The sequence below is a fragment of the Rathayibacter agropyri genome (genome assembly GCF_013249015.1).
GTDB lineage: Bacteria > Actinomycetota > Actinomycetes > Actinomycetales > Microbacteriaceae > Rathayibacter > Rathayibacter agropyri.
The window spans coordinates 34,866-56,610 of record NZ_JABRPL010000007.1 but is presented as its reverse complement, the minus strand read 5'-3'; the positions used below and the strand labels follow the sequence as shown (position 1 = coordinate 56,610).

The window sequence follows — 21,745 nt, the reverse complement described above, 5'->3', positions numbered from 1 at the left end:
CGCCTGCCGCGGTGCTCCCACTGTCCAAAAGTTGTCGCACTCGACGCCGAGTGCGACAACTTTTAGCTTCTCGCGGCGCTGGACCGCGGCCCGGCCGCGCGAGTGTCCAGAAGTTGTCGCACTCGAACGCGAGTGCGACAACTTTTGGACACTCGGGGCGCCGGCCACGCAGTGCAGCGCCGCACTCGCCGCAGGGCGCCCCGCGTCAGCGCAAGCGGTCGACCAGCGCGGAGGCGAGCCCCGTGTACCCGGCCGGGGTCAGCGCCAGCAGGCGCTCCCGTGCCGCGTCGCCGATGTCCAGGCCCTGCACGAAGACCGCGAGGTCCTCGGCACTGAGCCGCTTGCCGCGGGTGAGGTCCTTGAGCAGCGCGTACGGATCGGTGATCGCCGAGCGCCCCGCCGCCACCTCCGCGCGGATCACGGTCTGGATCGCCTCCGCCAGCACCTCCCAGTTGCCGTCAAGGTCGGCCGCGAGCGCAGCCGGGTCGAGGTCGATCTCGAGCAGGCCCCGCGCGATGTTGTCGAGGGCGAGCAGCGAGTGCCCGAAGGCGACTCCGATGTTGCGCTGCGTGGTGGAGTCGGTGAGGTCGCGCTGTAGACGCGAGGTCACCAGCGTCTGCGCGAGCGAGTCGAGCAGAGCGCTGGAGAGTTCGAGGTTCGCCTCGGCGTTCTCGAAGCGGATCGGGTTGATCTTGTGCGGCATCGTGGAGGACCCGGTCGCCCCGGCCTGCGGGATCTGCCGGAAGTAGCCGAGCGAGATATAGGTCCAGATGTCGGTGCAGACGTTGTGCAGGATCCGGTTCGCGTGTGCGGCGCGTCCGTAGAGCTCGGCCTGCCAGTCGTGCGACTCGATCTGAGTGGTCAGCGGAGTGAAGGCGAGGCCGAGGGAGGTGACGAACTGTTCGGCGAGGGCCGGCCAGTCGGTGCCGGGGTCGGCGGCGAGGTGCGCGGCGAAGGTGCCCGTCGCTCCGCTGAACTTGCCCAGGTACTCCGTGGCCTCAATGTGCGTGATGACGCGCCCGAGCCGGTACGCGTAGACCGCGAACTCCTTGCCCATTGTGGTCGGAGTCGCGGGCTGGCCGTGGGTGCGGCTCAGCATCGCTTCGTCGCGGTAGCGGACCGCGAGCCCGCGCAGGGAGTCGACGACGGAGCGCAGTTTCGGCAGCCAGATCTCGCCCACCGCCTGGCGGACGACGATCGCGTAGGAGAGATTATTGATGTCTTCGCTGGTCGCGGCGAAGTGGGTGAGCTCGGCGATCCGCTCCAGGCCCAACTCCTCGAGCCAGTGGCGCACGAGGTACTCGACGGCCTTCACGTCGTGGCGGGTGCGCGCCTCGAGGGCCGCCAGCGTGTCGATCTCGGGCTGGCCGAAGTCGCGGGCGCGGCGGCGCAGCTCCTCGGCGGTCACGGCGTCGATGGGTTCGGAGCCGAAGATGCGGCGGTCGGTCAGGGCCAGCAGCCACTCAACCTCGACGTGCACGCGCGCGCGGTTCAGCCCCGCCTCCGAGAGGTATTCGCCGAGAGACGAGACGGCGCCGCTGTAGCGGCCGTCGAGAGGACTCAGCGGCTGGGTGGGGAGCGTCATGCGGTGGTGCCTTCCGGTTCTCAGGTGTCCTGCGCGAGGACGGCGCGTGCCTCGGCGGGGTCGGCTTGGACCGAGCGGTTGCCGCGCAGTCCGGGTTCGATCTGGGCGAAGAGCGCTCGGCAGGCACGCTCGATGAGCGCGAGCACCGAGTCGAACGCCGCTGCATCGGAATAGTAGGGGTCGGGGACGTCGCCCTGCGGGGAGAGGGCCGGCTCGAAGGCGAGCAGGCGGCGGATCTTCTGCCGGTCGACCTCGGTGCGCGCCCAGGAGCGAAGTGCCCGCTCGTGCCCGTGGTCGAGGGCGACGACGAGGTCGAATTCGGCGAATCGGGACGGGTCGAACAACTGCGCGCGGTGGCGCCCGCCGTCGAGTCCGCGCCGCTGGAGCGCGTCGAGGGCACGGCGGTCGGCGTGCTCGCCGAGGTGCCACTCGCCGGTACCGGCCGAGCTGATCTGGATCGCGGAGCCGAGCCCCGCCTGCTCCGCCAGGGACCGCAGCACCACCTCGGCCATCGGCGATCGGCAGATGTTGCCGGTGCAGACGAAGCACACGGCGAAGGCCGAGGGCGCGGGGGAGTCAGGGGTCACCCGCCCATCATGGCGCACGAAGGCTCCTCCACAGCAGGTCGATCTCGGACGCTCTCCACAGTTCCCGGGAACGCCGCAGTGGGCGCGAGAGGACCCGCGCAGACTGGTCCCACAGGCACCGCCTCAGTCCTGATGGCGGCGGAGGAAGGGGCGCAGGAGGAGACCGATGAACCAGTTCACGAGCGCGAGGACGAGGGCGCCCAGCACGCCCCACCAGAAGCCATCTACGACGAGGCCGAACCCGAAGAGACCGCTGATCCACGCGGTAAGCAGCAGGAGGAGCCCGTTGACGACGAACGAGATCAGCCCCAGCGTGATCAGATACAGGGGGAACGCGATCACCCTCACGACCCCGCCGACCACAGCGTTGACGACTCCGAAGATCACCGCCACGAGGAGATACGTGAGGATCGCCGCGGCCGCCCCGTCGTCAAACGGGTCGACGCGCACCCCCGCCACAACGAGGGTCGTGAGCCAGATCGCGACGGCGTTAGTGAGGAGGCCGAGGAGGAGTCTGCGCATGCTTCCACTATCCCCGGCGCCGCCGAGCATCGCGAGTCGGTCCTCAGGCCGTGTCGTCGCGTCCGGCCGGGTCGTTGCGTCCGGCGCCGCGCGCGACCACGACGGGTGGCGGCTCCTGTCGATCCCGCCCGAGCGCCGCCGAGATGCCGCGGACGAGCGACCACGCACACCCGCGCCGCTCGGACCGCCCTCGACTCCGCATCTCTGCACCCTAATCGGGGGACGTATCTGCGGTCGACCCTTGAGGCGGCACGCTCAGGCCTCCGTGCGATGTGAGCCGAGCGGCGGTGCACGGGCGGCGTCGGCCCCTCCCCCTAGCATGGGGCGGGTGACCGACCCGCAGGAGCCTCCCGTCCGCCTCCGACCCGAGATCCTGGCGCTCCCCGCGTACAAGCAGGGCCGCGCGGCGCCGGCCGACGCCTTCAAGCTCTCCTCCAACGAGAACCCGTTCGACCCGCTGCCCTCCGTGCTCGCGAAGGTCCGTGAGGTCGACGACTTCAACCGATACCCGGACGCCGCCGCGACTGCCCTCCGCTCCGCGCTCGCCGCCCGATACGGGGTGGGCATTGACGAGGTGATCGTCGGAGCCGGATCCGTCGCGGTCATCGCCCAGCTGATCAGCGCCGCCGCCGGTCCGGGCGACGAGGTCGTCTACGCCTGGCGCTCGTTCGAGGCGTACCCGTCACTCGTCACCACCGCCGGCGCGACCAGCGTTCGCGTGCCGCTGCGCCCCGACGACACCCACGACCTCGACGCGATGGCCCAGGCCGTCACCGAGCGCACTCGGATCGTCATCGTCTGTAGTCCGAACAACCCCACGGGCACCGTCGCCACGGCCGACGATGTCGAGTCCTTTCTGAGGCAGGTGCCGCGCGACGTCCTCGTTCTCCTTGATGAGGCGTACGCCGAGTTCGTCGGCGACGAACGCGCGGTCGACGGCACTCGCCTCCTGGCCGAGCACCCGAACCTCGTGCTGGCGCGCACCTTCTCGAAGGCTTACGGCCTTGCCGGCTTACGCGTCGGGTACGCAATCGGCCACCGGCGCATCCTCGACGCCGCCCGCTCGACCGCGATCCCGCTCTCGGTGACCCGCTTCGCCGAGACCGCCGCCGTCGCCTCCCTCGAGCACAGCGAGGAGCTGCTCGAGCGCGTGAACCGCATCGTGCGCCTGCGCGACGATCTCTGGCGGGCGTTACTCGACCAGGGCTGGACGATCCCGGAGTCGCAGGCGAACTTTCTCTGGTTCGATACCCGCGACGACACCGCGCGGGCGACCGAGGTCTTCGAGCGTGCCGGCGTGGTCGTTCGCGCGTTCCCTCCGGAGGGCATCCGGGTCTCCATCGGCGATGCGAGCTCTGTCGACAAGCTCCTCAGTGCGGCGGACGAGATTGTGCGATCCCTCCCCGAGGGGCACCCCGCGAGACGGATAAGTTAGTCGGATGGTAACCACCACTACGGAGTCGCCGACGGTCCAGTTCCTCTCCGCGGACGGTCGGTTCTCGCCCACTCCTGCCGCCGAGCAGTACACCGCCTTTCTCGACGGGGTCGGTGAGGCCCAGCACCGCTCCTTCTACCGCGAGATGGCGGTGGTCCGCCAGTTCGACATCGAGGCCGCCAACCTTCAGCGGCAGGGTCAGCTCGGCCTGTGGGTCCCGAGCCACGGGCAGGAGGCGGCACAGGTCGGCTCCGCGTTCGCGATGCGCCCACAAGACCACGTCTTCCCCTCCTACCGCGAGCATGTCGTGGGCAAGATCCGTGGCATCGACCTGCTCGGCGTCCTCGCCCTGCTGCGCGGCACCACGCACGGGGGCTGGGACCCGAGCGACCCGACGAACGGCAACTTCCACCTCTACACGCTGGTGCTCGGCTCGCAGGCGCTGCACGCCACCGGCTACGCGATGGGCCTCACCCTCGACGGAGCCACCGGCACGGGGGACGCCGAGAAGGATGCAGCGGTCATCGCCTACTTTGGCGATGGCGCCTCCAGCCAGGGCGACGTCAGTGAGGCGATGGTCTTCGCCGCGAGCTATCAGGCACCCACGGTCTTCTTTCTCCAGAACAACCACTACGCGATCTCGGTCCCGGTCGCTACGCAGTCGCGCAGCCCGCTCTATCTCCGCTCGTCTGGCTTCGGCATTCCCGGTGTTCAGGTTGATGGCAATGACGTGCTCGCGAGCTACGCCGTCACCGCCAAGCACCTCCAGGACGCGCGCTCCGGCGGTGGCCCCCAGTTCATCGAGGCGCTGACCTACCGCATCGGCGCACACACCTCGAGCGACGATCCCACGAAGTACCGCACCGACGACGAGCTCGCCTCGTGGGTCGCGAAGGATCCGATCACCCGCTTCGCCGCCTTCCTGCGCGGCAACGGCGCACCGCAATCCTTCTTCGACGAGGTCGACGAGGAGGCGAGGGATTTCGCCGCCGACATCCGCCGCCGCCTGCTCGCCCTCGAGGCGCCACCGACCGGGGTCATGTTCGACAATGTCTACTCCGAGCCGCACGCGCTCGTAGAGGAGCAGAAGGCGTGGCTCCAGCGCTACGAAGAATCGTTCGGAGGCGAGCAATGACGATCGACACCACCACGGCCCTGCAGCCGCCCCGCACCGGGACGCAACTCGAGTCGATGTCCATGGCCAAGGCGCTCAATGCCGGCCTCCGCCGCGCGATGACGCAGGACGACCGTGTCCTGCTGATGGGCGAGGACATCGGTCCGCTCGGCGGCGTCTTCCGCATCACCGAGGGCCTGCACGCCGAGTTCGGCGCGACCCGCGTGCTCGACACCCCGCTCGCGGAGTCGGGCATCGTCGGTACCGCGATCGGGCTCGCGATGCGCGGGTTCCGGCCGGTGTGCGAGATCCAGTTCGACGGTTTCATCTACCCGGCGTTCGACCAGATCACCTCGCAGCTCGCCAAGATCACGAACCGGCACGAGGGCTCGCTCACGATGCCCGTCGTGATCCGCGTCCCCTACGGCGGGCACATCGGAGCCGTCGAGCACCACCAGGAGAGCAACGAGGCGTACTTCGCGCACACCGCCGGCCTCCGTGTGGTCAGTCCGTCCACCCCCAACGACGCCTACTGGATGATTCAGGAGGCCATCGCATCGGACGACCCGGTGATGTTCTTCGAGCCCAAGAGCCGCTACTGGCCCAAGGGCGACGTCGACCTGAGCGGCCCTGCCGCGCCGCTGCACGCGAGCCGCGTCGTCCGCCAGGGCACAGAGGTCACGCTGGTCGGCTGGGGTCCGATGGTCGCCGTGCTGCTCCAGGCCGCCGAACTCGCGGGCGAGGAGGGGACGAGCGTCGAGGTCGTCGACCTGCGCTCCCTCTCGCCCATCGACTGGGAGCCGTTGCTCGCCTCCGTCCGCAAGACGGGCCGACTCGTCGTCGCTCAGGAGGCGTCCGCGAATGTGAGCCTCGGCTCCGAGATCGCCGCGACTGTCACGGAGCGCGCCTTCTACTCCCTGGAGGCCCCCGTCCTGCGCGTGGCCGGCTTCGACACTCCCTTCCCGCCCGCCAAGGTCGAGAAGCTTTTCCTCCCCGATGTCGACCGCGTGCTTGAGGCCGTCGACCGCTCGCTCGCGTACTGACGCGCGCGACCTTCCCTGCACGAGCCCACAGGAGACTCCCCGATGACCGAACAGTTCCTCCTTCCCGACGTGGGCGAGGGCCTCACCGAGGCCGAGATCGTGGCGTGGAAAGTCAAGGTCGGCGACGAGGTCGCCGTCAACCAGGTCCTCGTCGAGATCGAGACCGCGAAGTCGTTGGTCGAATTGCCGTCGCCGTTCAGCGGCACAGTGGTCGACGTGCTCGTCGACGAGGGTCAGACGGTCGACGTCGGCACCGCGATCATCTCCGTCCGGTCCGGAGCCGGAGTCGTCGGCTCCGAGGTGCCAGCCATCCCTGCGCACCCCGCTCAGGCGGCCACCCCGCCCGCCCCGTCCACCACCGAGCCGGGCGAGGGCTCTGGAGCAGCGCTCGTGGGCTACGGCGCCGCAGGCGGTCACGTGGCGACGCGCCGCCGCCGTCCAGGAGCCGCGTCGCCGGCACCGACCCGGCCGGAAGCGCCGGTGCGTCCCACGTCAGTCCCCGCCGCCGCAGCGCTCCCCGTCATCGCGAAGCCGCCGATCCGCAAGCTCGCGAAGGACCTCGACGTGAACCTCCTCGAGGTGCAGGCCACCGGCCTCGCCGGCGAGGTCACCCGCGACGATGTCATCCGCCACGCCTCCCAGGCCAGCGTCTTCCGCAACATTCAGACCCCCGCCTGGGGTGACGACCGCGAGGAGCGGATTCCGGTCCGCGGCGTCCGCAAGGCGATCGCGGCCGCGATGTCGACCAGCGCCTTCACCGCGCCGCACGTCAGCGTCTTCGTTGATGTCGACGCGACCCGCACGATGGAGTTCGTGAAGCGCCTCAAGAACTCGCCCGACTTCGCCGGGGTCAAGGTCTCGCCACTGCTCATCATGGCCAAGGCGATCATCTGGGCCGTCCGTCGCAACCCGACGGTCAACTCCGCCTGGACCGACACTGAGATCATCGTGCGCCACTACGTCAATCTCGGTATCGCCGCGGCCACTCCGCGCGGCCTACTCGTGCCCAACGTCAAGGACGCCCAATCAATGAGCCTCCTCGAGCTCGCCCAGGCCCTCGAAAAGCTCACCCTCGACGCCCGCGACGGCAAGACCACCAGCGCCGACATGCAGAACGGCACCATCACCATCACCAACATCGGCGTCTTCGGGATGGACACCGGCACCCCGATCCTCAACCCCGGCGAGGTGGCGATCATCGCCCTCGGCACGATCAAACAGAAGCCGTGGGTCGTTGACGGCGAGGTCCGCCCCCGCTTCGTCACCACGGTCGGCGGATCGTTCGATCACCGCGTTGTCGACGGCGACGTCGTCAGCCGCTTTGTCGCGGACGTCGCCAGCGTGCTGGAGGAACCGGCGCTGTTATTGGATTGAGCGTGGCTGTGGTGGATTGAGCGGACTCCTCCTTCGTCGTCGTCCGCTCCGCGGTTGGCTGAGGGAGGTGGTGGCGTTTCGCAGAGCGGGGTGCGTATCGCTACGGCGAATCGCTGGAACGCGATTCGGCGGTGAGCTCGGCCCTTCGGGCGAGCATGTCTAGGGAGGGGGGCTCGGCCCTGCGGGCGAGCGGGTCTCGGGAGGGGCGTCAAGGGGCAGTCGGTGCGCCGGCGGTCGGCAGGACGGTGCGGGCGGGGTCAGAATGGGTGGCGTGCAGATGGCGGAGGATATCGAGCGCGCCGGAGTGCAGCTCCGAGAAGTCGGCGCCGCCTATATTCATGGGCTGATCGGCGGCCGGCACGTCCTCGCAGCGGCGAGCCGGTGCGTCGCCGACGGGCAGGACGGCCCGGGCATGGTCGGCCTCGCCTCCCTGTACGCCGACGCCAGAAGGACGGAGATCGAGACCGCGATCGACGCGGCCCTCGACGAGATCGGACAGCTGCCAAAGGATCCCGACGAGATCGCCGTCAACGCGCTCCGTGCGGTCGCACGACTGTTCCTCATCGGTGCGCTCGACATCCACTCGCTCGCCCGCGTCGCGGACGTGCACGTCGGGTACTCGGGTCCGGCGTTCGCGTTGCCGCTCGTCAAACTCGACTACGACCTCGACAGGATGGAATACGACCGGTCCGTGGTCTGTCGCGACGTAGAGGCCCGCGCCCGCCAGATGGCTCAGGAGTTCCTCCGGGCGTCGGAACCCGGCGCCGCGCCCTCCTCCCAGCAGCACCTCGCGCAACCGCAGTTCTTCGCCGGGGACGACCTGACCCTCACACCGTTCGGGGAGGTGTTCGTCGCGCGCCTGCGGAAGTGTGCCGAGAAATGGGACACCGACGTCCGACCGGTTGACACCTGGCACGAGGAGACCGCCGATCCTGTCCTGGTCGGGGTGGCCATTCCGGGACTCTCCGGTCCGAGGACAGTCCTCTGGGTGAAGTGCTGGAAGGACATCGACGGAAGTCCTGTGCTCGAAGGGTCCTGGGGAGATCGCGGCCCGGTGACCGACTGGTACGGACACGATCCCGTTCGAGAGCTGACCGTTCGCGGTAGCAGCGCGCACCCTGGCACCCTCGCCGAGCTGGCCGCGGGATGGATCGTGCACCAGCTCCGGCGCACGATTGTCCGCGACGAGTACGGACGCCGAGGCTGGTCCCACCGGGACGAGGACGGTCCACTGGAGCGGCGGATCATCCCGCGGCGGATCCGGCGGAGTGTTGTGGAGCGTTCCAACGGACGTGCCACCGGGCTCCAACTTCCTTCAGTGGGGCGCAGGAGCGAAGACAGGACGCGACGCGGCGTCAGCTGAGACGAGGGTTCAGACGTCATGGTGGATGAGGGGGCGTCTCAGCTGACGTTGCGGCGGGCGCGGTTCATGACGCGGACATCGCCCGAGACGCTCGAAGTGCGGGGACGCTGACCGACCGCATCCACCGGCCCGAGCCATCGTCCAACGCGGTGCCGCAAGCATTTAATCGGTCAAGCGTTTTGAATCGCCTTCATCGAAGGCGGATAGTTGCACGTAACATCGGTAATGGTTCTCTCGGGTAGTCGATTCTGGTAAATCAATTTACCCAGAAAAACCGTCATTTTTAGTTAGCCCGCGCGTGTTACTGGCGTAGGTTTCTTGCTATTCTGAATAGGCCACAGAGGGTTCGTGTCGGTGGTGTGTGTCAGAATGGTCCAATGATTCTCTCAATCAGCAAAGTCAGTGAAGCGCTTGCCCACGACACCCCCTCAGGAGGTACCCATCGTGACGTTGGCAGAGGTCTTAGGTTGGGCCGCAAACGTCATAGCCGCTGTCCTTGATGTCTTCGCATTCCCAGCGACGGCCATGTTCTGGATCGCTTCGCTTTTAGGCCGAGTCGAACGAGACCCGCTTTCGGTCTTTCTCAATGCGACACTAGAGATTGGTGTCTTCTGGGCCGTAGCCGCTTTCACCGTCGGCGGTTTTCTGCGTTGGATCGCACGGCTCCTGGAAATATGGATCGTTCCCGCGGTGATCAGGTCGGCGCGTGTCGATGCGGCACGAAAGGTGGTTGCCCGGTCTTTTTCACTTGTAAGTTTTTGGAGCAAGTCTCCTGGTGGTTTTCGCGCTCAGGCTACTCGGTGGACAAGCGGTCCGGGAAATTCGACGCAGGAATTCGTGGTAGGCGCGCGGCGCGACGGCAGCAGCTTGGACGCTTGCTCTTACGCCTTCCCACCGTACCTTTTTCTCTCGTTCGTGTCGTGCTCTCGTTGGTGCGCTCCTGGTTCGTTCTATTGATGCTGGCCGCAGCCGCGTGGGTGGCATTTCGGCCACTCGACACATTCTGGGCGCCTATCCCAGGCATGATCGAAGTCACGTACGGCTACCTCAACGACCAACAGTTCACCACGGTTCTCGCTGTCCTGGTTTTGGTGCTCGCGTATGTCGCGACCCCGGGGATTCGAGCGCAAGCAGCCTGGCGTGCCTCGCGACTGGGTTCTGCTCACGGTCACCTGGACAGGATCGCTCTCATGGCCGGTCGTGCGTATACCCCGCTCACCGGAGCCGTCGACGAACTCGACGACTATCTTCGTCGGAAAACGTTGCCCTATCTCGCCAAGACGATCACGGCAGGTGAAGGCCGATGGAATAGCGAGGAGAACTGTGTTCACCTGGTTAAACCGTCGAGGTATTACGCCCTGCCCATGATGCTGCGTCAAGAAAGTCAGTGGAAGATTTCATTGGAGTATCCAAGCTATCTTGCGAACCTTCGTCAAGCTCTCGATAGCCTGGATAAAATCTTCCACGAGGTGCGAAAAGAGGGGCATTTCTGGGAGGTAAGTAAGATAACTCCGTTGTTTACACGGAGCACCCTCTTTGAAGTCGGATACTGGTCGGGAGGACGGTGTGCTCTTTGGGAGCAATATTGGCTCCTCGACCCGGAAAATTTCCAGAAACGTATTGAAGATGAGCTGCGTCACCACCAGTGGATTACCGACAAGTATGTCAACGATGATTTCCAAGAGAATGCAGATGGGGTCCAAGCGCTGAATGCGCGAGCAACGAAGGTCGTCGCTAAAATTTATGAAGATGTACGCGACGGTCTTCTGAATCTTCTCTGGAAGGAGGCAGAACTCATCCGATTGTCGGGCGCGGCAAGGAGATATCGCAGACCGGGGACAGTCAAGCGTGTACTGACCATCCTCGTCGATAAATGACCCGGACGGTGCAGCGGTCGCGCGAGCGGCGGCGTGTGGGTTTGAAAGGATGCCGGAATGTGCCCGCGGAGGAGAACTCGGTGGTTCTCTACTCCGCGGGACGTTCCTACCGTAGTCGTCCGCTCCGGCGCACGATTGTCCGCGACGAGTACGGACGCCGAGGCTGGTCCCACCGGGACGAGGACGGTCCACTGGAGCGGCGGATCATCCCGCGGCGGATCCGGCGGAGTGTTGTGGAGCGTTCCAACGGACGTGCCACCGGGCTCCAACTTCCTTTAGTGGGGCGCAGGAGCGAAGACAGGACGCGACGCGGCGTCAGCTGAGACGAGGGTTCAGACGTCATGGTGGATGAGGGGGCGTCTCAGCTGACGTTGCGGCGGGCGCGGTTCATGACGTGGACATCGCCCGAGACGCTCGAAGTGCGGGGACGCTGACCGACCGCATCCATCGGCTCGGGTCGTCGTCCACGCCGCAGCGGCGCGCGGCGCCGCGAGGTCATCCCATCGCCCCGCTACGCCGTGAGCGCGACCGCCGTCCACGACACGGGCGGCAGCGTGAGCATCAGCACCCCGCCGGCCAGCGTTGCCGGCGCTTCCCGCAGCCGCACGCGATTCTGATCCTCGTGGGTGTTTGTCGCGTACGGGTCCTCGTCAAACAGGGCCACCGCCTCCTCGACCGTCGAGACGCCGAGACCGCTCACGTCGACCGTCACCTCCATCGCCTCCGTCTGCGAGCGGTTCACCAGGAACACGGCCGCGCGCCCGTCATCGAACGTGGCAACGGAGTCGACCAGCGGAGCGTCGCCGTGGCGGGCCGTCGAGTAAGTGCCCACGTCCATCCGCGGCCGCAGCACCGAGCCGGAGGCCAGGCGCGCGGTTGTCGAGAACGGGAAGAAGGTGGTCTGGCGCCACGCCGCTCCGCCCGGCTCGGTCATAATCGGTGCGATCACGTTGACGAGCTGCGCGAGGGAGGCTGAGGTGACCCGGTCGGAGTTCTTCAGCAGCGTGATCATCAGGTTGCCGAGCACGACAGCGTCGGCGACGGAGTAGACGTCCTCCAGCAGGCGCGGGGCGTAGGACCATTCGCGGGTGCTCTGGTCTCCCTCCGCGTCGGCCTTCTCCTTCGCGGTCCACTCGGCGAGGTACCAGACGTTCCACTCGTCGAACGAGAGCGTGATGTCTTTTGTCTTCTTGAGCTTGAACTTCACGTGGTCGACGGTCGCGGCGACCGTCGCGATGAAGTACTCCATGTCGAGGGAGGAGGCGAGGAAGGAGCCGAGGTCGCCGTCGTACTCCTGGTAGTAGGCATGGCAGGAGATGTACTCGACGTCGTCGTAGGTGTGCTCGAGGACCACGCGCTCCCACTCGCCGAAGGTGGGCATGGACGAGCCCGATGAGCCGCAGACGACGAGTTCGAGCGACGGGTCGGCGATCTTGAGCGCCTTCGCGGTGCGGGAGGCGAGCTTCCCGTAGTCCTCCGCAGCCATGTGGCCGACCTGCCAGGGGCCGTCCATCTCGTTGCCGAGGCACCACATCCGGATGTTGTGCGGTTCGGGCGAGCCGTTGGCGATGCGCTGATCGGCCAGGGTGGTTCCGGCTGAGCCGTTGGCGTACTCCAGCACATCGAGCGCCTCGAGCACGCCGCGGGTACCGAGGTTCACGGCGTACATGATCTCGCTGCCGGTCAGTTTTGCCCACTTCGCAAAGTCGTCGAGGCCGACCTCGTTGGTTTCGAGCGAGTGCCAGGCCAGGTCGCGCCGGCGGGGGCGCTCGGAGCGCGGGCCGACGCCATCCTCCCAGCGGTAGCCCGAGACGAAGTTGCCGCCCGGGTAGCGGATCGTGGTGGCGCCCAACTCCTTGACCAGCTCGACCACGTCGAGTCGGAAGCCGTCCGCGTTGGCGGTGGGGTGGCCGGGTTCGTAGATTCCGTTGTAGACGCAACGGCCCAGGTGCTCGACAAACGAGCCGAAGAGCCGCGGAGTCACGGGGGCGACGACCGCAGACGGGTCGAGGATGATGCGCGCGGTGGCGTCGGTCATGGGGGCCTTTCGGGGCGTCGGCTTCCGCGGAGGGAGGGTGCTCGTCGGTGAGCGGGTCTTTCTAACGTTGTACAGAGATGCCTAACGTTGTACAGCGATGCGTTGTACCGAGATGCTCCGCTCCTTTCTCCGTCGCTGTCAAGGGCGTGCTCCTCTTCTCTCCTGCTCTACGGTCCTGTGCTCGACTGGGCGGATGCCCTCCTCCGATGCCTGCGCCGAGCTCGCCGAGCGCGCCGACGCCCTCGCCGCCTCCGCTCCGGCACCCCGGGCGCTGATCGCCGCCCTCGCGCAGGAGGCCGCGGGCATCCGCAGTGCCCCGGTCGGAGTGCTCGACCTCGCCCGCGGTGGTGCTAACCGCGTCCGCGGACGGGGCTTCCGCCGTCGGTACGACGACGGCACCCGCGGCCAGGCCCGCCACTTCGCCGGAGTTGCGGGCGCCACGCTCCTCCTCGGTGGCCCGGTCGCGCACGTTTTCCTCCGAACGCTCGGCGGCGACGAGCCCGGCTCGGCCGATGACCGCCTGACAACGCGGGCGATCGAGTGGAGTCGGCTCCTGCGCCGAGGCGAACTCTCCGTCGCCGAGGCGGGCGCGTGGATCCGCTGCGAGATCTGCGGCTAGGCCGCGCCGGTCGACTCCCGCGGCACCACCGTGAATGCGGCCTCCTTGAGTGTGCCGGGTCCGGTGCGTGAGCCCTCGATCCGGGCCTGCAGAAGTTCGACCGCCGTCCGGGCGATCTCGTCGCGGCCGGAGTCGACGCTGGAGAGGCTCGGCGAGGAATAGCGTGCCTCGTCGATGTCGTCGAACCCGATCACCGCGACGTCTTCCGGCACCCGCACGCCGGCCTCCTGCAGCGCCCGGACCGCGCCGAGCGCGAGAGTGTCGTTGAGGGCGAAGACGGCGTCGAAGTCGAGCCCGGAGGCGAGCATCCGCCGCATCGCCTCGGCGCCAGCGGAGCGCCGCCACGGCCCCGAGACTCCGATCAGCCGCTCGTCGAAGGGGATCCCCGCCTCCGAGAGCGCCGCACGGTAGCCCTCGAGGCGGAGTGACGCCGAACTGACCGCGGCGTCGGGGTGCGTGCCGAGCGCGACGATGCGGCGACGCCCCAGGGAGAGCAGATGAACGGTCGCTGCCCGCGCTGCCGCCGCGTTCTGCATCGTGACGTGGTCGACCAGCCCCGTGAAGATCCGTTCGCCGAGCAGGACCAGAGGGAAATCGACCGCGAGGGCCGTCTCGTCGGCCAGGCCGAGCGGGCTGAACAGCAGGCCGTCGGTGAGTTGGCGGCGCTCGCTGTCGAGGACGTTGCGCTCGCGCTCGGGGTCGCCGCCGGTCTGCTCGATGAGGACGGTGAGACCGCGGTCATCGGCGGCGCGCATCACGCTGTCGGCCAGTTCGGCGAAGTAGGGGAGGCTCAGCTCGGGCAGGGCGAGGCCGATTACAGCAGTGCGGCCTCGGCGCAGGCTCCGCGCCGTCAAATTTGGGCGGTAGCCGAGCTGCGCGATGGCCGCCTGGACGCGCGCCCGCGTCTCGGGCCGTACGTACGGGTAGTCGTGGATGACGTTCGAGACGGTCTTGATCGAGACGTCGGCAGCCCGGGCGACGTCGTGCAGCGTGACGGCCACGATCCTCCTCCGCTCGGCCCTCACGCTACCCCGATGGTTCGCCGACGTCCTGCCGCGAAATGTCGCGAGATGTGCGCCCGCGGTCGAGATGCGACGGCGCGGTCGAGATGGGCCGCCGCGGCAGGCGATCTCGTCCGCCCGGGGGAATCTCGCGACATTTCGCGGAGAGGCAGAGGGGTCGAGGGAGAGTTTGACAATCGTTATCAATAGTGGGTACGGTACGGGGGTTACCCGGAACCTGACTCAGATGGACTCACTGTGAAGAACCGCTTACCCGCTCTCCTCGCCCTCCTCGGGGGGACCGCGCTCATGATGAGCGGCTGCTCCGGGTCGGAGGGCGCCTCGGGCGCGGCGTCTGCCGGCGGAACGGTGAAGGTTGTCGCCTCGACCAATGTCTACGGTGACCTAGTCCGCAGCGTCGGCGGCGACCTGGTCGACGTCACGAGCATCATTGACAGCCCGGACAAGGACCCTCACGAGTACGAGGCCACGGCGCGCGATCAGTTGGCGGTGTCGGGCGCGGCGCTGATCGTCGAGAACGGCGGCGGCTACGACGCTTTCATCGACAGGATGCTCGATGCGGCCTCCTCCACGGCCCCTGTCGTCACGGCGACCGTCGTCGCCGGGCTCGAGGACGGCCACGATCACGATGAGCACACCGCCGGCGACGACGGCCACGAGCACGCCGAATTCAACGAGCACGTCTGGTACGACCTCTCGGCCGTCCGCCAGGTCGTCGCGCGAATCGGCGACGAGCTCTCCACTGTCGACCCCGGCAACGCGTCTACCTACTCCGCTAACGTCGCCACTCTCGACGGCGAGCTCGCCGCGCTGGTCACCCGGGAGGGCGAGGTGAAGGGCACGCTCGCGGGCCGCTCGATCGCCATCACTGAGCCCGTCCCGCTCTACCTGACCGACGCGCTCGGCCTGACGAACGCGACTCCTGAGGCGTTCAGCGAGGCGGTCGAGGAGGGCACCGACGTCCCCGCCACGACGCTGCAGGAGACGCTCGCCCTCTTCAGCGGCAAGACGGTCGGCGCACTGATCTACAACGAGCAGACGGAGGGCGCCCAAACGGATGCCGTGCTCGAGTCCGCGAAGGCGGCCGGCATCCCGACGGTCGGAGTCACTGAGACGCTGCCGGACGGTAACGACTACACGGGCTGGATGACCGCCAACCTGAACGCGATCGAGGGAGCCCTCTCGTCGTAACCATCGATTCCACGATCCGGCCCGTCTCCTCGGAGGCGGGCCCTTCGGTGTTGTGTCTGCGCGGCGCCGGCCTGCGCTTCGGCGACCGCGAGCTGTGGAGCGGCGTCGACCTCGACGTGCAGGCGGGGGAGTTCGTCGCGGTGCTGGGCGCGAACGGCTCCGGCAAGACCAGCCTCCTGCGCGCGGTGCTCGGCCAGCAGCCGCTCAGTGCGGGGGAGCTGCACGTGCTTGGCGCCCCGGTGCACCGCGGCAACCGGCGCATCGGCTACATCCCGCAGCAGAAGCTGGCCGACGAGGGGACTCCGCTGCGCGCCCGGGACCTGCTCGGGCTCGGGATCGACGGCCACCGCTTCGGCCTGCCGCTGCCCTCGCGCTCGCGTCGCGCGGCCATCGACGCTCTGCTCGAGGCGGTCGGCGCCACCTCCTTCGCCGACGCTCCCATCGGCAGCCTCTCCGGAGGCGAGCAGCAGCGAGTCCGCGTCGGCCAGGCCCTCGCCGGCGATCCGGCGCTCCTGCTCTGCGACGAGCCGCTGATCGCGCTCGACCTCGCGCACCAGCGGGCCGTGAGCGAGCTGATCGACCGGCACCGTCGCGAGCGGAACCTCGGCGTCCTCTTCGTTACCCACGACGTGAATCCGGTGCTCGGGATGGTCGACCGGGTGCTCTATCTCGCCGGCGGCCGGTTCCGGATCGGCACGCCCGATGAGGTGCTGCGCTCGGAGGTGCTGAGCGAGCTTTACGCTGCGCCGGTCGACGTGATTCGCGCGCGGGGGCGCGTCATCGTGGTCGGCGCCCCCGACCACTCGCACGTGCATGAGGAGGCACACTCGTGACCGACGTCTGGTCGCAGATCTTCAACTTCTCGGAGTACGGGGAGTTGCTCGCCCTGCTAATCAATTCGGTCATCGCAGGCGCGGTGCTGGGAGTGGTCGGCGGGCTGATCGGCGTTTTCGTGATGTCGCGCGACATGGCGTTCGCGGTGCACGGGATCAGCGAGCTCTCGTTCGCGGGGGCCTCGGCGGGCCTGCTGCTCGGGGTGGGCGTTGTGGAGGGATCGATCGTCGGCTCACTGATCGCGGCCGTCCTGATCGGTCTGCTCGGCTCGCGCGCCCGCGACCGCAACTCGATCATCGCCGTCCTCATGCCCTTTGGCCTCGGTCTCGGCATCCTCTGCCTGGCGCTGTATCCGGGGCGCAGCGCGAACAAGTTCGGACTGCTCACCGGGCAGATTGTGGCCGTCGATGACCCGCAGCTCGGCTGGCTGATCGCCATCTCGGTGGTCGTGGTGATCGGGCTCGCGCTGATCTGGCGGCCGCTCACCTTCGCGAGCGTCGACGCCGACGTGGCGGCTGCGCGCGGCATCCCGACCCGGGCGCTCTCGATCGCGTTCATGCTTCTGCTCGGCTTGGCCGTCGCCGTCTCGGTGCAGATCGTCGGCTCGCTCCTGGTGCTAGCCATTCTGGTGACGCCGGCGGCGGCTGCGTTGCGCCTGTCCGCCTCCCCGATTGTGGTGCCGGTGCTGAGCGTGCTCTTCGCGGTCGGCGCGCTGGTCGGCGGCATCCTGCTCGCGCTCGGCGGGTCCATCCCGATCAGCCCCTACGTCACGACGATCTCGTTCGCGATCTATGCGGTCTCCCGGGTCATCGGACGGGGCGGTGTCCGGCGCTCCCGGGTCGCCGTCGGCGGGGGGCGGTAGCGTGGCCCGGGTCGTGCGGAGTGGAGGTGGGTCTGTGGTCAAGCGGAACACGTGGCAGCGGGAGGCGGTGCGGGAGGCGCTGACCCGCCGCGAGGACTTCGTGAGCGCGCAGGGCCTGCACAGCGCGCTGCACGCCTCCGGATCGCCGATCGGGCTCGCGACGGTGTACCGCGCCCTGTCCGACCTCGCGGTCGAGGGCGAGGCCGACTCGCTCCAGTCACCCGAGGGCGAGAGCCTCTACCGTGCCTGCACGCCCGGTACCCACCACCACCACCTGATCTGTCGGCGCTGCGGGCTGACCGTCGAGATCGCGGCCGACGCGGTCGAGACCTGGGCGCACTCGGTCGCGGCGCAGAACGGATTCACGGATGCGCACCACGTGGTGGACGTGTTCGGACGGTGCGCGGCCTGCACAGTGGAGCTGGCCGAGGGCTAACGCGCACGGCCGTTGCCCGCGGGCACGCTCGATGCGCCGATCCGACGTGCGGTCCGCGTGCGCGGCGCTCACGCGGGCAGGAATACGCCGATCGACCGGTCCTTCACCACGGTGCCCGCCGGCAGCACGCGTCCGCTCATCGCGAGGTACACGCCCGGGGGCAGGAGCTGCACGGCAGACACCGCGGTGCCCAGATTGAACGCGGCGTCGCTCTCGAGCATCCGCGCGGGCTGCATGGCACCGGTCAGCACGACCACGCGGTCGTGGACCACGCCGAGGGCCTCGGCCGTCGCGGTCATCGTGTCCGTTCCGTGGGTCAGGACGATGCGGTCCTCCTCGGCCGAGAGCACCCGCTCGCGGATGAGCGCGCGGTCGTCGTCGTCGAGGTCGAGGCTGTCCTTCGTGAGAATCGACTCGATGCGGAACTCGAGGGTGGTGAGCACCGGAGCGAGCAGGCGCGGCACCATCGGGGCGCCGATCTCGAGTTCGCCCGCGAGCGAGTACTGCTTGTCGACGGTGCCGCCGGTGGTGAGGACGAGGATGCGGTCAGTCACCCGACCAGACTAGGTGCCGCCTCCAACACCCCCCGAGCACGTTCGCGCGCTGTGGCGCAAGGAGGCGTCCCGAGTGCGCGTGATCGGGAACGATGGAGCGCATGCGAACCTCCTCCCTCTCCCTCCTCCGCGCCGGCGCCAAGGTGCTTCTCGGCTCCGTTCTCGTTGTTGCGGGGGTGAGCCACCTCACCCGAAAGCGGGAGGAGTTCCAGGCGCAGGTTCCGGACTGGGTGCCGCTGGACACCGACGCGGTCGTGCTCGCCTCGGGAGTGGTCGAAATCAGCCTCGGCACCTCGCTGATTCTGGCGCGCCGCAGGGCACCGCTGGTCGGAGCCGCAGCCGCCGCCTTCTTCACCGCGATCTTCCCCGGCAACATCTCGCAGTGGCGGACGCGCACAAGCGCCTTCGGCCTCGACACCGACCGCAAGCGCGCCGTCCGCCTGGCGTTTCAGCCGGTGCTGGTGGCGTGGGCGCTCTGGTCGACGCGTCGGCCGCGCGGCTGATGTGACGGCGGCACGACGCATCGTCAGCTGAGATGCCTCCTCATCCACGATCGTGGATGAGGAGCGCTCTCAGCCGACGTTGTGCGGCGCGGCCTCGGTGAGCCGCGGTGCGAGCAGCTCCTCGATCCGGCGCCGCGCCCCTCCTGATGCGGAGGGCGAGGTGGCGGCGAGGATGTCGGCGTACCGAGCGCCCATCAGGAGGCGGGTACGAGCTTCCAGCGTGCGGCGAGTAGCTCGAGTCCGCGGTGGAAGGTGGCCGACCAGGCGGTGACATCGTGGGCCGCGCCCGGCACCTCAAGGTAGGTGGCGTCCATCCCCGCGGCGAGTGCCGCGGTGTACAGGGTTCTCATCCCGGGGCGGAAAGCGGCGTCGTTGGCGCCGACTCCGAAGAGCGCGAAGGTGCCGGTGTAGGGCGCGTGCTTCGCCAGGAGGTTGAGCGGTTTCGCGGCCTCGTATGCAGCCGCGTTGCCGCCGAAGCCATCGGCGATGGTCGCGGCCTCAGAGCCGCGATTCGGTGCGATCTCACCCGAGGCGTCCACGATGTTGCCGAAGAGTGACGGGTAGCCGGCGCCGAGCTGGATCGCACAGGTGCCCCCTTGCGAGAGCCCGCCGATCGCCCAGTGCTGCGCGTCGCCGAGGACGGGAAGATTGGCGCGGATCCAGTTCGGCACGTCGACCGTGAGGTATGTGGCGGAGTTGCCAAGCGGCGAGTTGATGCACATGGGGTTGATCGTCGGGTCGCCGAGCTGGTCCGGCGAGACGACGATCGGTGCGAGCCCGGCGTGCTCGGCCGCGTAGGCGTCGAGGGCCTCCTCCAACCTCTCGGTCGAGAGCGGGTCGGAGGGGGAGCCCGGCTGGCCCGACAGCATCACCATCACGGGGAGAAGCGGCGGCGTGGGGGTAAGGGCGGCGGGAGGGAGGTAGACCACGGCCTCGCGGGCAGGGAATCCGGAGGCGGTCGCCGGGATCGTCACGGGCGACACGGTCCCGGCGCTAGGCATCCCGGGCGGTGCGGTCCAGGTCGCGAGATCCGCGTGCGGGCCGCTCGCGGCGGTCACCGGAGGCGGCCCGTCAGAGTAGGCGCTGATGCCCAGCACGCTGCGCACGGTCGGGTACTGCCCGAAGTCCATGTTGATGCTCATCGCGGCGGTCGTGACGACGAGCACGGTGACACCGAGGGAGGCGAGCGCCCGGCGAAGGCGCTGATGCCCGAGCGCGTGCACGAGGACGAGTAGCGCGACGGCGACACCGCCGAAGCCCAGGCCGATCCAGGCGCGGGTGACCGGGGTGAAGTCGATGCCGAACGGACCGTCGGGTCCGTCGACGAAGGCGGCCAGGCCGACTCCGCCCATCAGGCCGAGGAGCAGGACCACAACGGCGACGGCCAGCCGACGCACGCGGTCGGTGGGGCGTGTACGGGCGAAGGCTGTGAGCAGGAGGACGAGGGCGACGGCGGTGAGAAGGTAGACAGCGACGACGGCGGGTCCGGAGACGACGCTCAGGTCGAGGAGGAAAGTCATGCTTCGATCCGGTCGGAGGTCGTCCCGGTTTGGAGATCGTCGGGCTGGCGTCATTCTGGCGCGTATCTCTGGAGGAAGCCTGGAGGCGCTCCGTGCGATGCTCCTCCCCAGGCGCGGATCCGGCGACCTCTCCACACATCGCGCAACCCCGCGCGCTGCGCTGCGCTGCCGCCTACCGTGGAATTCTCGACGCATCCCGCGCCCTCACAAAGGAGCCCGCCCCATGACGCAGAACCATCGCACCGCCACCGCTCTCCGCGGGGCTCGCGCATGAGCCGCGGCGTTGCCGTCGTCACGGGCGGTACGGCCGGGCTTGGTCGAGCCACCGTCCGCGAGCTGGCGTCCCGCGGCTGGGATATCGCTGTATTGGCGCGTGGCGAGGACGGCCTGGCCGCCACCGTCGTCGAGATCGAGCAGGCAGGCCGGCGCGGGCTGGGTATCCCCACCGATGTCGCCGATCGCGAGGCGGTCGAGTCGGCCGCCGATCGCGTCGAGGCCGAGCTCGGTCCGATCGAGCTGTGGGTCAACGACGCGATGGTCGGCGTGTTCGGCGAGTTCCTCTCTACCGAACCGGCCGATTTCGAACGCGCGGTCGCGGTCAACTTCTTTGGCTTCGTCAACGGCACCAGGGCCGCGCTCTCGCGGATGACTCCGCGCGACCGGGGCCATGTGATCCAGGTGGGCTCCGCGCTCGCGCACCGGGGCATCCCCCTCCAGGCGGCGTACTGCGCCTCCAAGTTCGGCGCGCACGGCTTCACCGAGGCAGTCACCGCCGAGCTGATCCACGGGAGAAGCAAGGTCAGGCTGTCAGAGGTCGACATGCCCGCGCTCAACACGATCCAGTTCAACTGGGTGAAGTCGCAGCTGCCACACCATCCGCAGCCCGTCCCTCCGATCTACGAGCCTGAGGTGGGGGCGATCGCGATTGCCGACGTCGCCGACAAGCCGCGCCGACGCACCTGGGTCGGCGAGCCGACCGCGGGCACCATCCTGGGCGACCGCTTCGCCGGGGCCTTCATGGACTGGTACCTCGCCCGTAGCGCCTTCGACGGTCAGCAGGCTCCCGACAAGAAGGAGCCGATGCTCCCGAACAACGTGTACGAGCCGGTGCCCGGCGACCACGGGGCCCGCGGGCTCTTCAGCGACCGCGCGCGCACGATGACTCCCCAGATCTGGATGATCCGCCACCGTGCCCTCAGCTACGCGGGGGCCGCCGCCGTCGCGGCCGGTGCCGTCGGCGTGGTCTCCGCCCTGCGGAGGAGGTGA

21 protein-coding genes are annotated in these 21,745 nt (G+C 68.5%); 13 read left to right on the top strand and 8 right to left on the bottom strand.

The window, feature by feature from the left end:
- Positions 1-205: 205 nt before the first annotated feature.
- The 3 genes from purB to HRF29_RS13675 form a co-directional block, all read right to left on the bottom strand.
- Positions 206-1,585, bottom strand: coding sequence for an adenylosuccinate lyase (purB, locus tag HRF29_RS13685; RefSeq protein ID WP_173249398.1), 1,380 nt, complete (start codon positions 1,583-1,585; stop codon positions 206-208).
- A gap of 20 nt (positions 1,586-1,605) precedes the next feature.
- On the bottom strand, positions 1,606-2,172 hold the full coding sequence (locus HRF29_RS13680) for a low molecular weight phosphotyrosine protein phosphatase (protein WP_173249397.1): 567 nt from the start codon (positions 2,170-2,172) through the stop codon (positions 1,606-1,608).
- Between the two features lie 123 nt (positions 2,173-2,295).
- Complete coding sequence (locus tag HRF29_RS13675) at positions 2,296-2,694, bottom strand: phage holin family protein (protein WP_173249396.1); 399 nt, start codon at positions 2,692-2,694, stop codon at positions 2,296-2,298.
- 319 nt (positions 2,695-3,013) lie between these two features.
- On the opposite strand from HRF29_RS13675, the gene hisC reads away from it, so the two are divergent.
- The 6 genes from hisC to HRF29_RS13645 all read left to right on the top strand — a co-directional run bounded on the left by hisC (position 3,014) and on the right by HRF29_RS13645 (position 10,900).
- Positions 3,014-4,129, top strand: a complete 1,116-nt coding sequence (gene hisC / locus HRF29_RS13670; protein WP_173249395.1) for a histidinol-phosphate transaminase — start codon at positions 3,014-3,016, stop codon at positions 4,127-4,129.
- A gap of 4 nt (positions 4,130-4,133) precedes the next feature.
- Entirely contained in the window at positions 4,134-5,264 is a 1,131-nt protein-coding gene (locus HRF29_RS13665; RefSeq protein ID WP_173249394.1) for a thiamine pyrophosphate-dependent dehydrogenase E1 component subunit alpha, read from the top strand.
- 56 nt (positions 5,265-5,320) lie between these two features.
- Positions 5,321-6,286, top strand: a complete 966-nt coding sequence (locus HRF29_RS13660) for an alpha-ketoacid dehydrogenase subunit beta (protein ID WP_173249409.1) — start codon at positions 5,321-5,323, stop codon at positions 6,284-6,286.
- A gap of 42 nt (positions 6,287-6,328) precedes the next feature.
- Complete coding sequence (locus HRF29_RS13655) at positions 6,329-7,660, top strand: dihydrolipoamide acetyltransferase family protein (protein WP_173249393.1); 1,332 nt, start codon at positions 6,329-6,331, stop codon at positions 7,658-7,660.
- 271 nt (positions 7,661-7,931) lie between these two features.
- Complete coding sequence (locus HRF29_RS13650; RefSeq protein WP_173249392.1) at positions 7,932-9,023, top strand: hypothetical protein; 1,092 nt, start codon at positions 7,932-7,934, stop codon at positions 9,021-9,023.
- A gap of 800 nt (positions 9,024-9,823) precedes the next feature.
- A complete protein-coding gene (locus HRF29_RS13645) occupies positions 9,824-10,900 on the top strand; it encodes a hypothetical protein (protein WP_173249391.1) in 1,077 nt (358 codons plus the stop codon).
- Positions 10,901-11,411: 511 nt separating this feature from the next.
- Here HRF29_RS13645 and arfA read toward each other — a convergent pair.
- Entirely contained in the window at positions 11,412-12,938 is a 1,527-nt protein-coding gene (gene arfA / locus HRF29_RS13640) for an arabinosylfuranosidase ArfA (RefSeq protein ID WP_173249390.1), read from the bottom strand.
- A gap of 193 nt (positions 12,939-13,131) precedes the next feature.
- On the opposite strand from arfA, the gene HRF29_RS13635 reads away from it, so the two are divergent.
- Positions 13,132-13,557, top strand: a complete 426-nt coding sequence (locus tag HRF29_RS13635) for a hypothetical protein (RefSeq protein WP_173249389.1) — start codon at positions 13,132-13,134, stop codon at positions 13,555-13,557.
- Here HRF29_RS13635 and HRF29_RS13630 read toward each other — a convergent pair.
- Entirely contained in the window at positions 13,554-14,558 is a 1,005-nt protein-coding gene (locus HRF29_RS13630) for a substrate-binding domain-containing protein (RefSeq protein WP_173249388.1), read from the bottom strand. The two genes, HRF29_RS13635 and HRF29_RS13630, sit on opposite strands and share 4 nt — an antisense overlap.
- A 258-nt stretch (positions 14,559-14,816) precedes the next feature.
- Between HRF29_RS13630 and HRF29_RS13625 the strand changes: the two genes are divergently transcribed.
- The 4 genes from HRF29_RS13625 to HRF29_RS13610 are packed head-to-tail and all read left to right on the top strand — an operon-like array spanning position 14,817 to position 17,902.
- The gene (locus tag HRF29_RS13625; RefSeq protein WP_343043750.1) at positions 14,817-15,770 is read left to right on the top strand and encodes a metal ABC transporter substrate-binding protein; all 954 of its coding nucleotides are present in this window, start codon (positions 14,817-14,819) and stop codon (positions 15,768-15,770) included.
- Positions 15,771-15,817: 47 nt separating this feature from the next.
- On the top strand, positions 15,818-16,603 hold the full coding sequence (locus HRF29_RS13620) for a metal ABC transporter ATP-binding protein (RefSeq protein ID WP_343043749.1): 786 nt from the start codon (positions 15,818-15,820) through the stop codon (positions 16,601-16,603).
- Complete coding sequence (locus HRF29_RS13615; RefSeq protein ID WP_173249387.1) at positions 16,600-17,466, top strand: metal ABC transporter permease; 867 nt, start codon at positions 16,600-16,602, stop codon at positions 17,464-17,466. Before HRF29_RS13620 ends, HRF29_RS13615 begins: the two co-directional genes overlap by 4 nt.
- A 34-nt stretch (positions 17,467-17,500) precedes the next feature.
- Positions 17,501-17,902, top strand: coding sequence for a transcriptional repressor (locus HRF29_RS13610; protein WP_173249386.1), 402 nt, complete (start codon positions 17,501-17,503; stop codon positions 17,900-17,902).
- A 68-nt stretch (positions 17,903-17,970) separates the two neighbouring features.
- Here the strand turns inward: HRF29_RS13610 and HRF29_RS13605 are convergent, their stop codons facing one another.
- Complete coding sequence (locus HRF29_RS13605) at positions 17,971-18,456, bottom strand: asparaginase domain-containing protein (protein ID WP_173249385.1); 486 nt, start codon at positions 18,454-18,456, stop codon at positions 17,971-17,973.
- 101 nt (positions 18,457-18,557) lie between these two features.
- Between HRF29_RS13605 and HRF29_RS13600 the strand changes: the two genes are divergently transcribed.
- On the top strand, positions 18,558-18,959 hold the full coding sequence (locus HRF29_RS13600) for a DoxX family protein (protein WP_246227077.1): 402 nt from the start codon (positions 18,558-18,560) through the stop codon (positions 18,957-18,959).
- A 69-nt stretch (positions 18,960-19,028) separates the two neighbouring features.
- Here the strand turns inward: HRF29_RS13600 and HRF29_RS15235 are convergent, their stop codons facing one another.
- Positions 19,029-19,154: a hypothetical protein gene (locus HRF29_RS15235; protein ID WP_281357345.1), complete on the bottom strand. Its 126-nt coding sequence runs from the start codon at positions 19,152-19,154 to the stop codon at positions 19,029-19,031.
- Positions 19,154-20,479, bottom strand: a complete 1,326-nt coding sequence (locus HRF29_RS13595; RefSeq protein WP_173249383.1) for an alpha/beta hydrolase — start codon at positions 20,477-20,479, stop codon at positions 19,154-19,156. The genes HRF29_RS15235 and HRF29_RS13595 overlap by 1 nt, the downstream gene beginning before the upstream one ends.
- 270 nt (positions 20,480-20,749) lie before the next feature.
- Between HRF29_RS13595 and HRF29_RS13590 the strand changes: the two genes are divergently transcribed.
- Positions 20,750-21,745: an SDR family oxidoreductase gene (locus HRF29_RS13590; protein WP_173249382.1), complete on the top strand. Its 996-nt coding sequence runs from the start codon at positions 20,750-20,752 to the stop codon at positions 21,743-21,745.

Coding starts and splice junctions, on each gene's coding strand:
- HRF29_RS13635 (WP_173249389.1), top strand. CDS start 13,132: ATGCCCTCCTCCGATGCCTGCGCCGAGCTCGCCGAGCGCGCCGACGCC.
- HRF29_RS13665 (WP_173249394.1), top strand. CDS start 4,134: ATGGTAACCACCACTACGGAGTCGCCGACGGTCCAGTTCCTCTCCGCG.
- arfA (WP_173249390.1), bottom strand. CDS start 12,938: ATGACCGACGCCACCGCGCGCATCATCCTCGACCCGTCTGCGGTCGTC.
- purB (WP_173249398.1), bottom strand. CDS start 1,585: ATGACGCTCCCCACCCAGCCGCTGAGTCCTCTCGACGGCCGCTACAGC.
- HRF29_RS13600 (WP_246227077.1), top strand. CDS start 18,558: ATGCGAACCTCCTCCCTCTCCCTCCTCCGCGCCGGCGCCAAGGTGCTT.
- HRF29_RS15235 (WP_281357345.1), bottom strand. CDS start 19,154: ATGGGCGCTCGGTACGCCGACATCCTCGCCGCCACCTCGCCCTCCGCA.
- HRF29_RS13660 (WP_173249409.1), top strand. CDS start 5,321: ATGTCCATGGCCAAGGCGCTCAATGCCGGCCTCCGCCGCGCGATGACG.
- HRF29_RS13675 (WP_173249396.1), bottom strand. CDS start 2,694: ATGCGCAGACTCCTCCTCGGCCTCCTCACTAACGCCGTCGCGATCTGG.
- HRF29_RS13655 (WP_173249393.1), top strand. CDS start 6,329: ATGACCGAACAGTTCCTCCTTCCCGACGTGGGCGAGGGCCTCACCGAG.
- hisC (WP_173249395.1), top strand. CDS start 3,014: ATGGGGCGGGTGACCGACCCGCAGGAGCCTCCCGTCCGCCTCCGACCC.
- HRF29_RS13590 (WP_173249382.1), top strand. CDS start 20,750: ATGAGCCGCGGCGTTGCCGTCGTCACGGGCGGTACGGCCGGGCTTGGT.
- HRF29_RS13595 (WP_173249383.1), bottom strand. CDS start 20,479: ATGACTTTCCTCCTCGACCTGAGCGTCGTCTCCGGACCCGCCGTCGTC.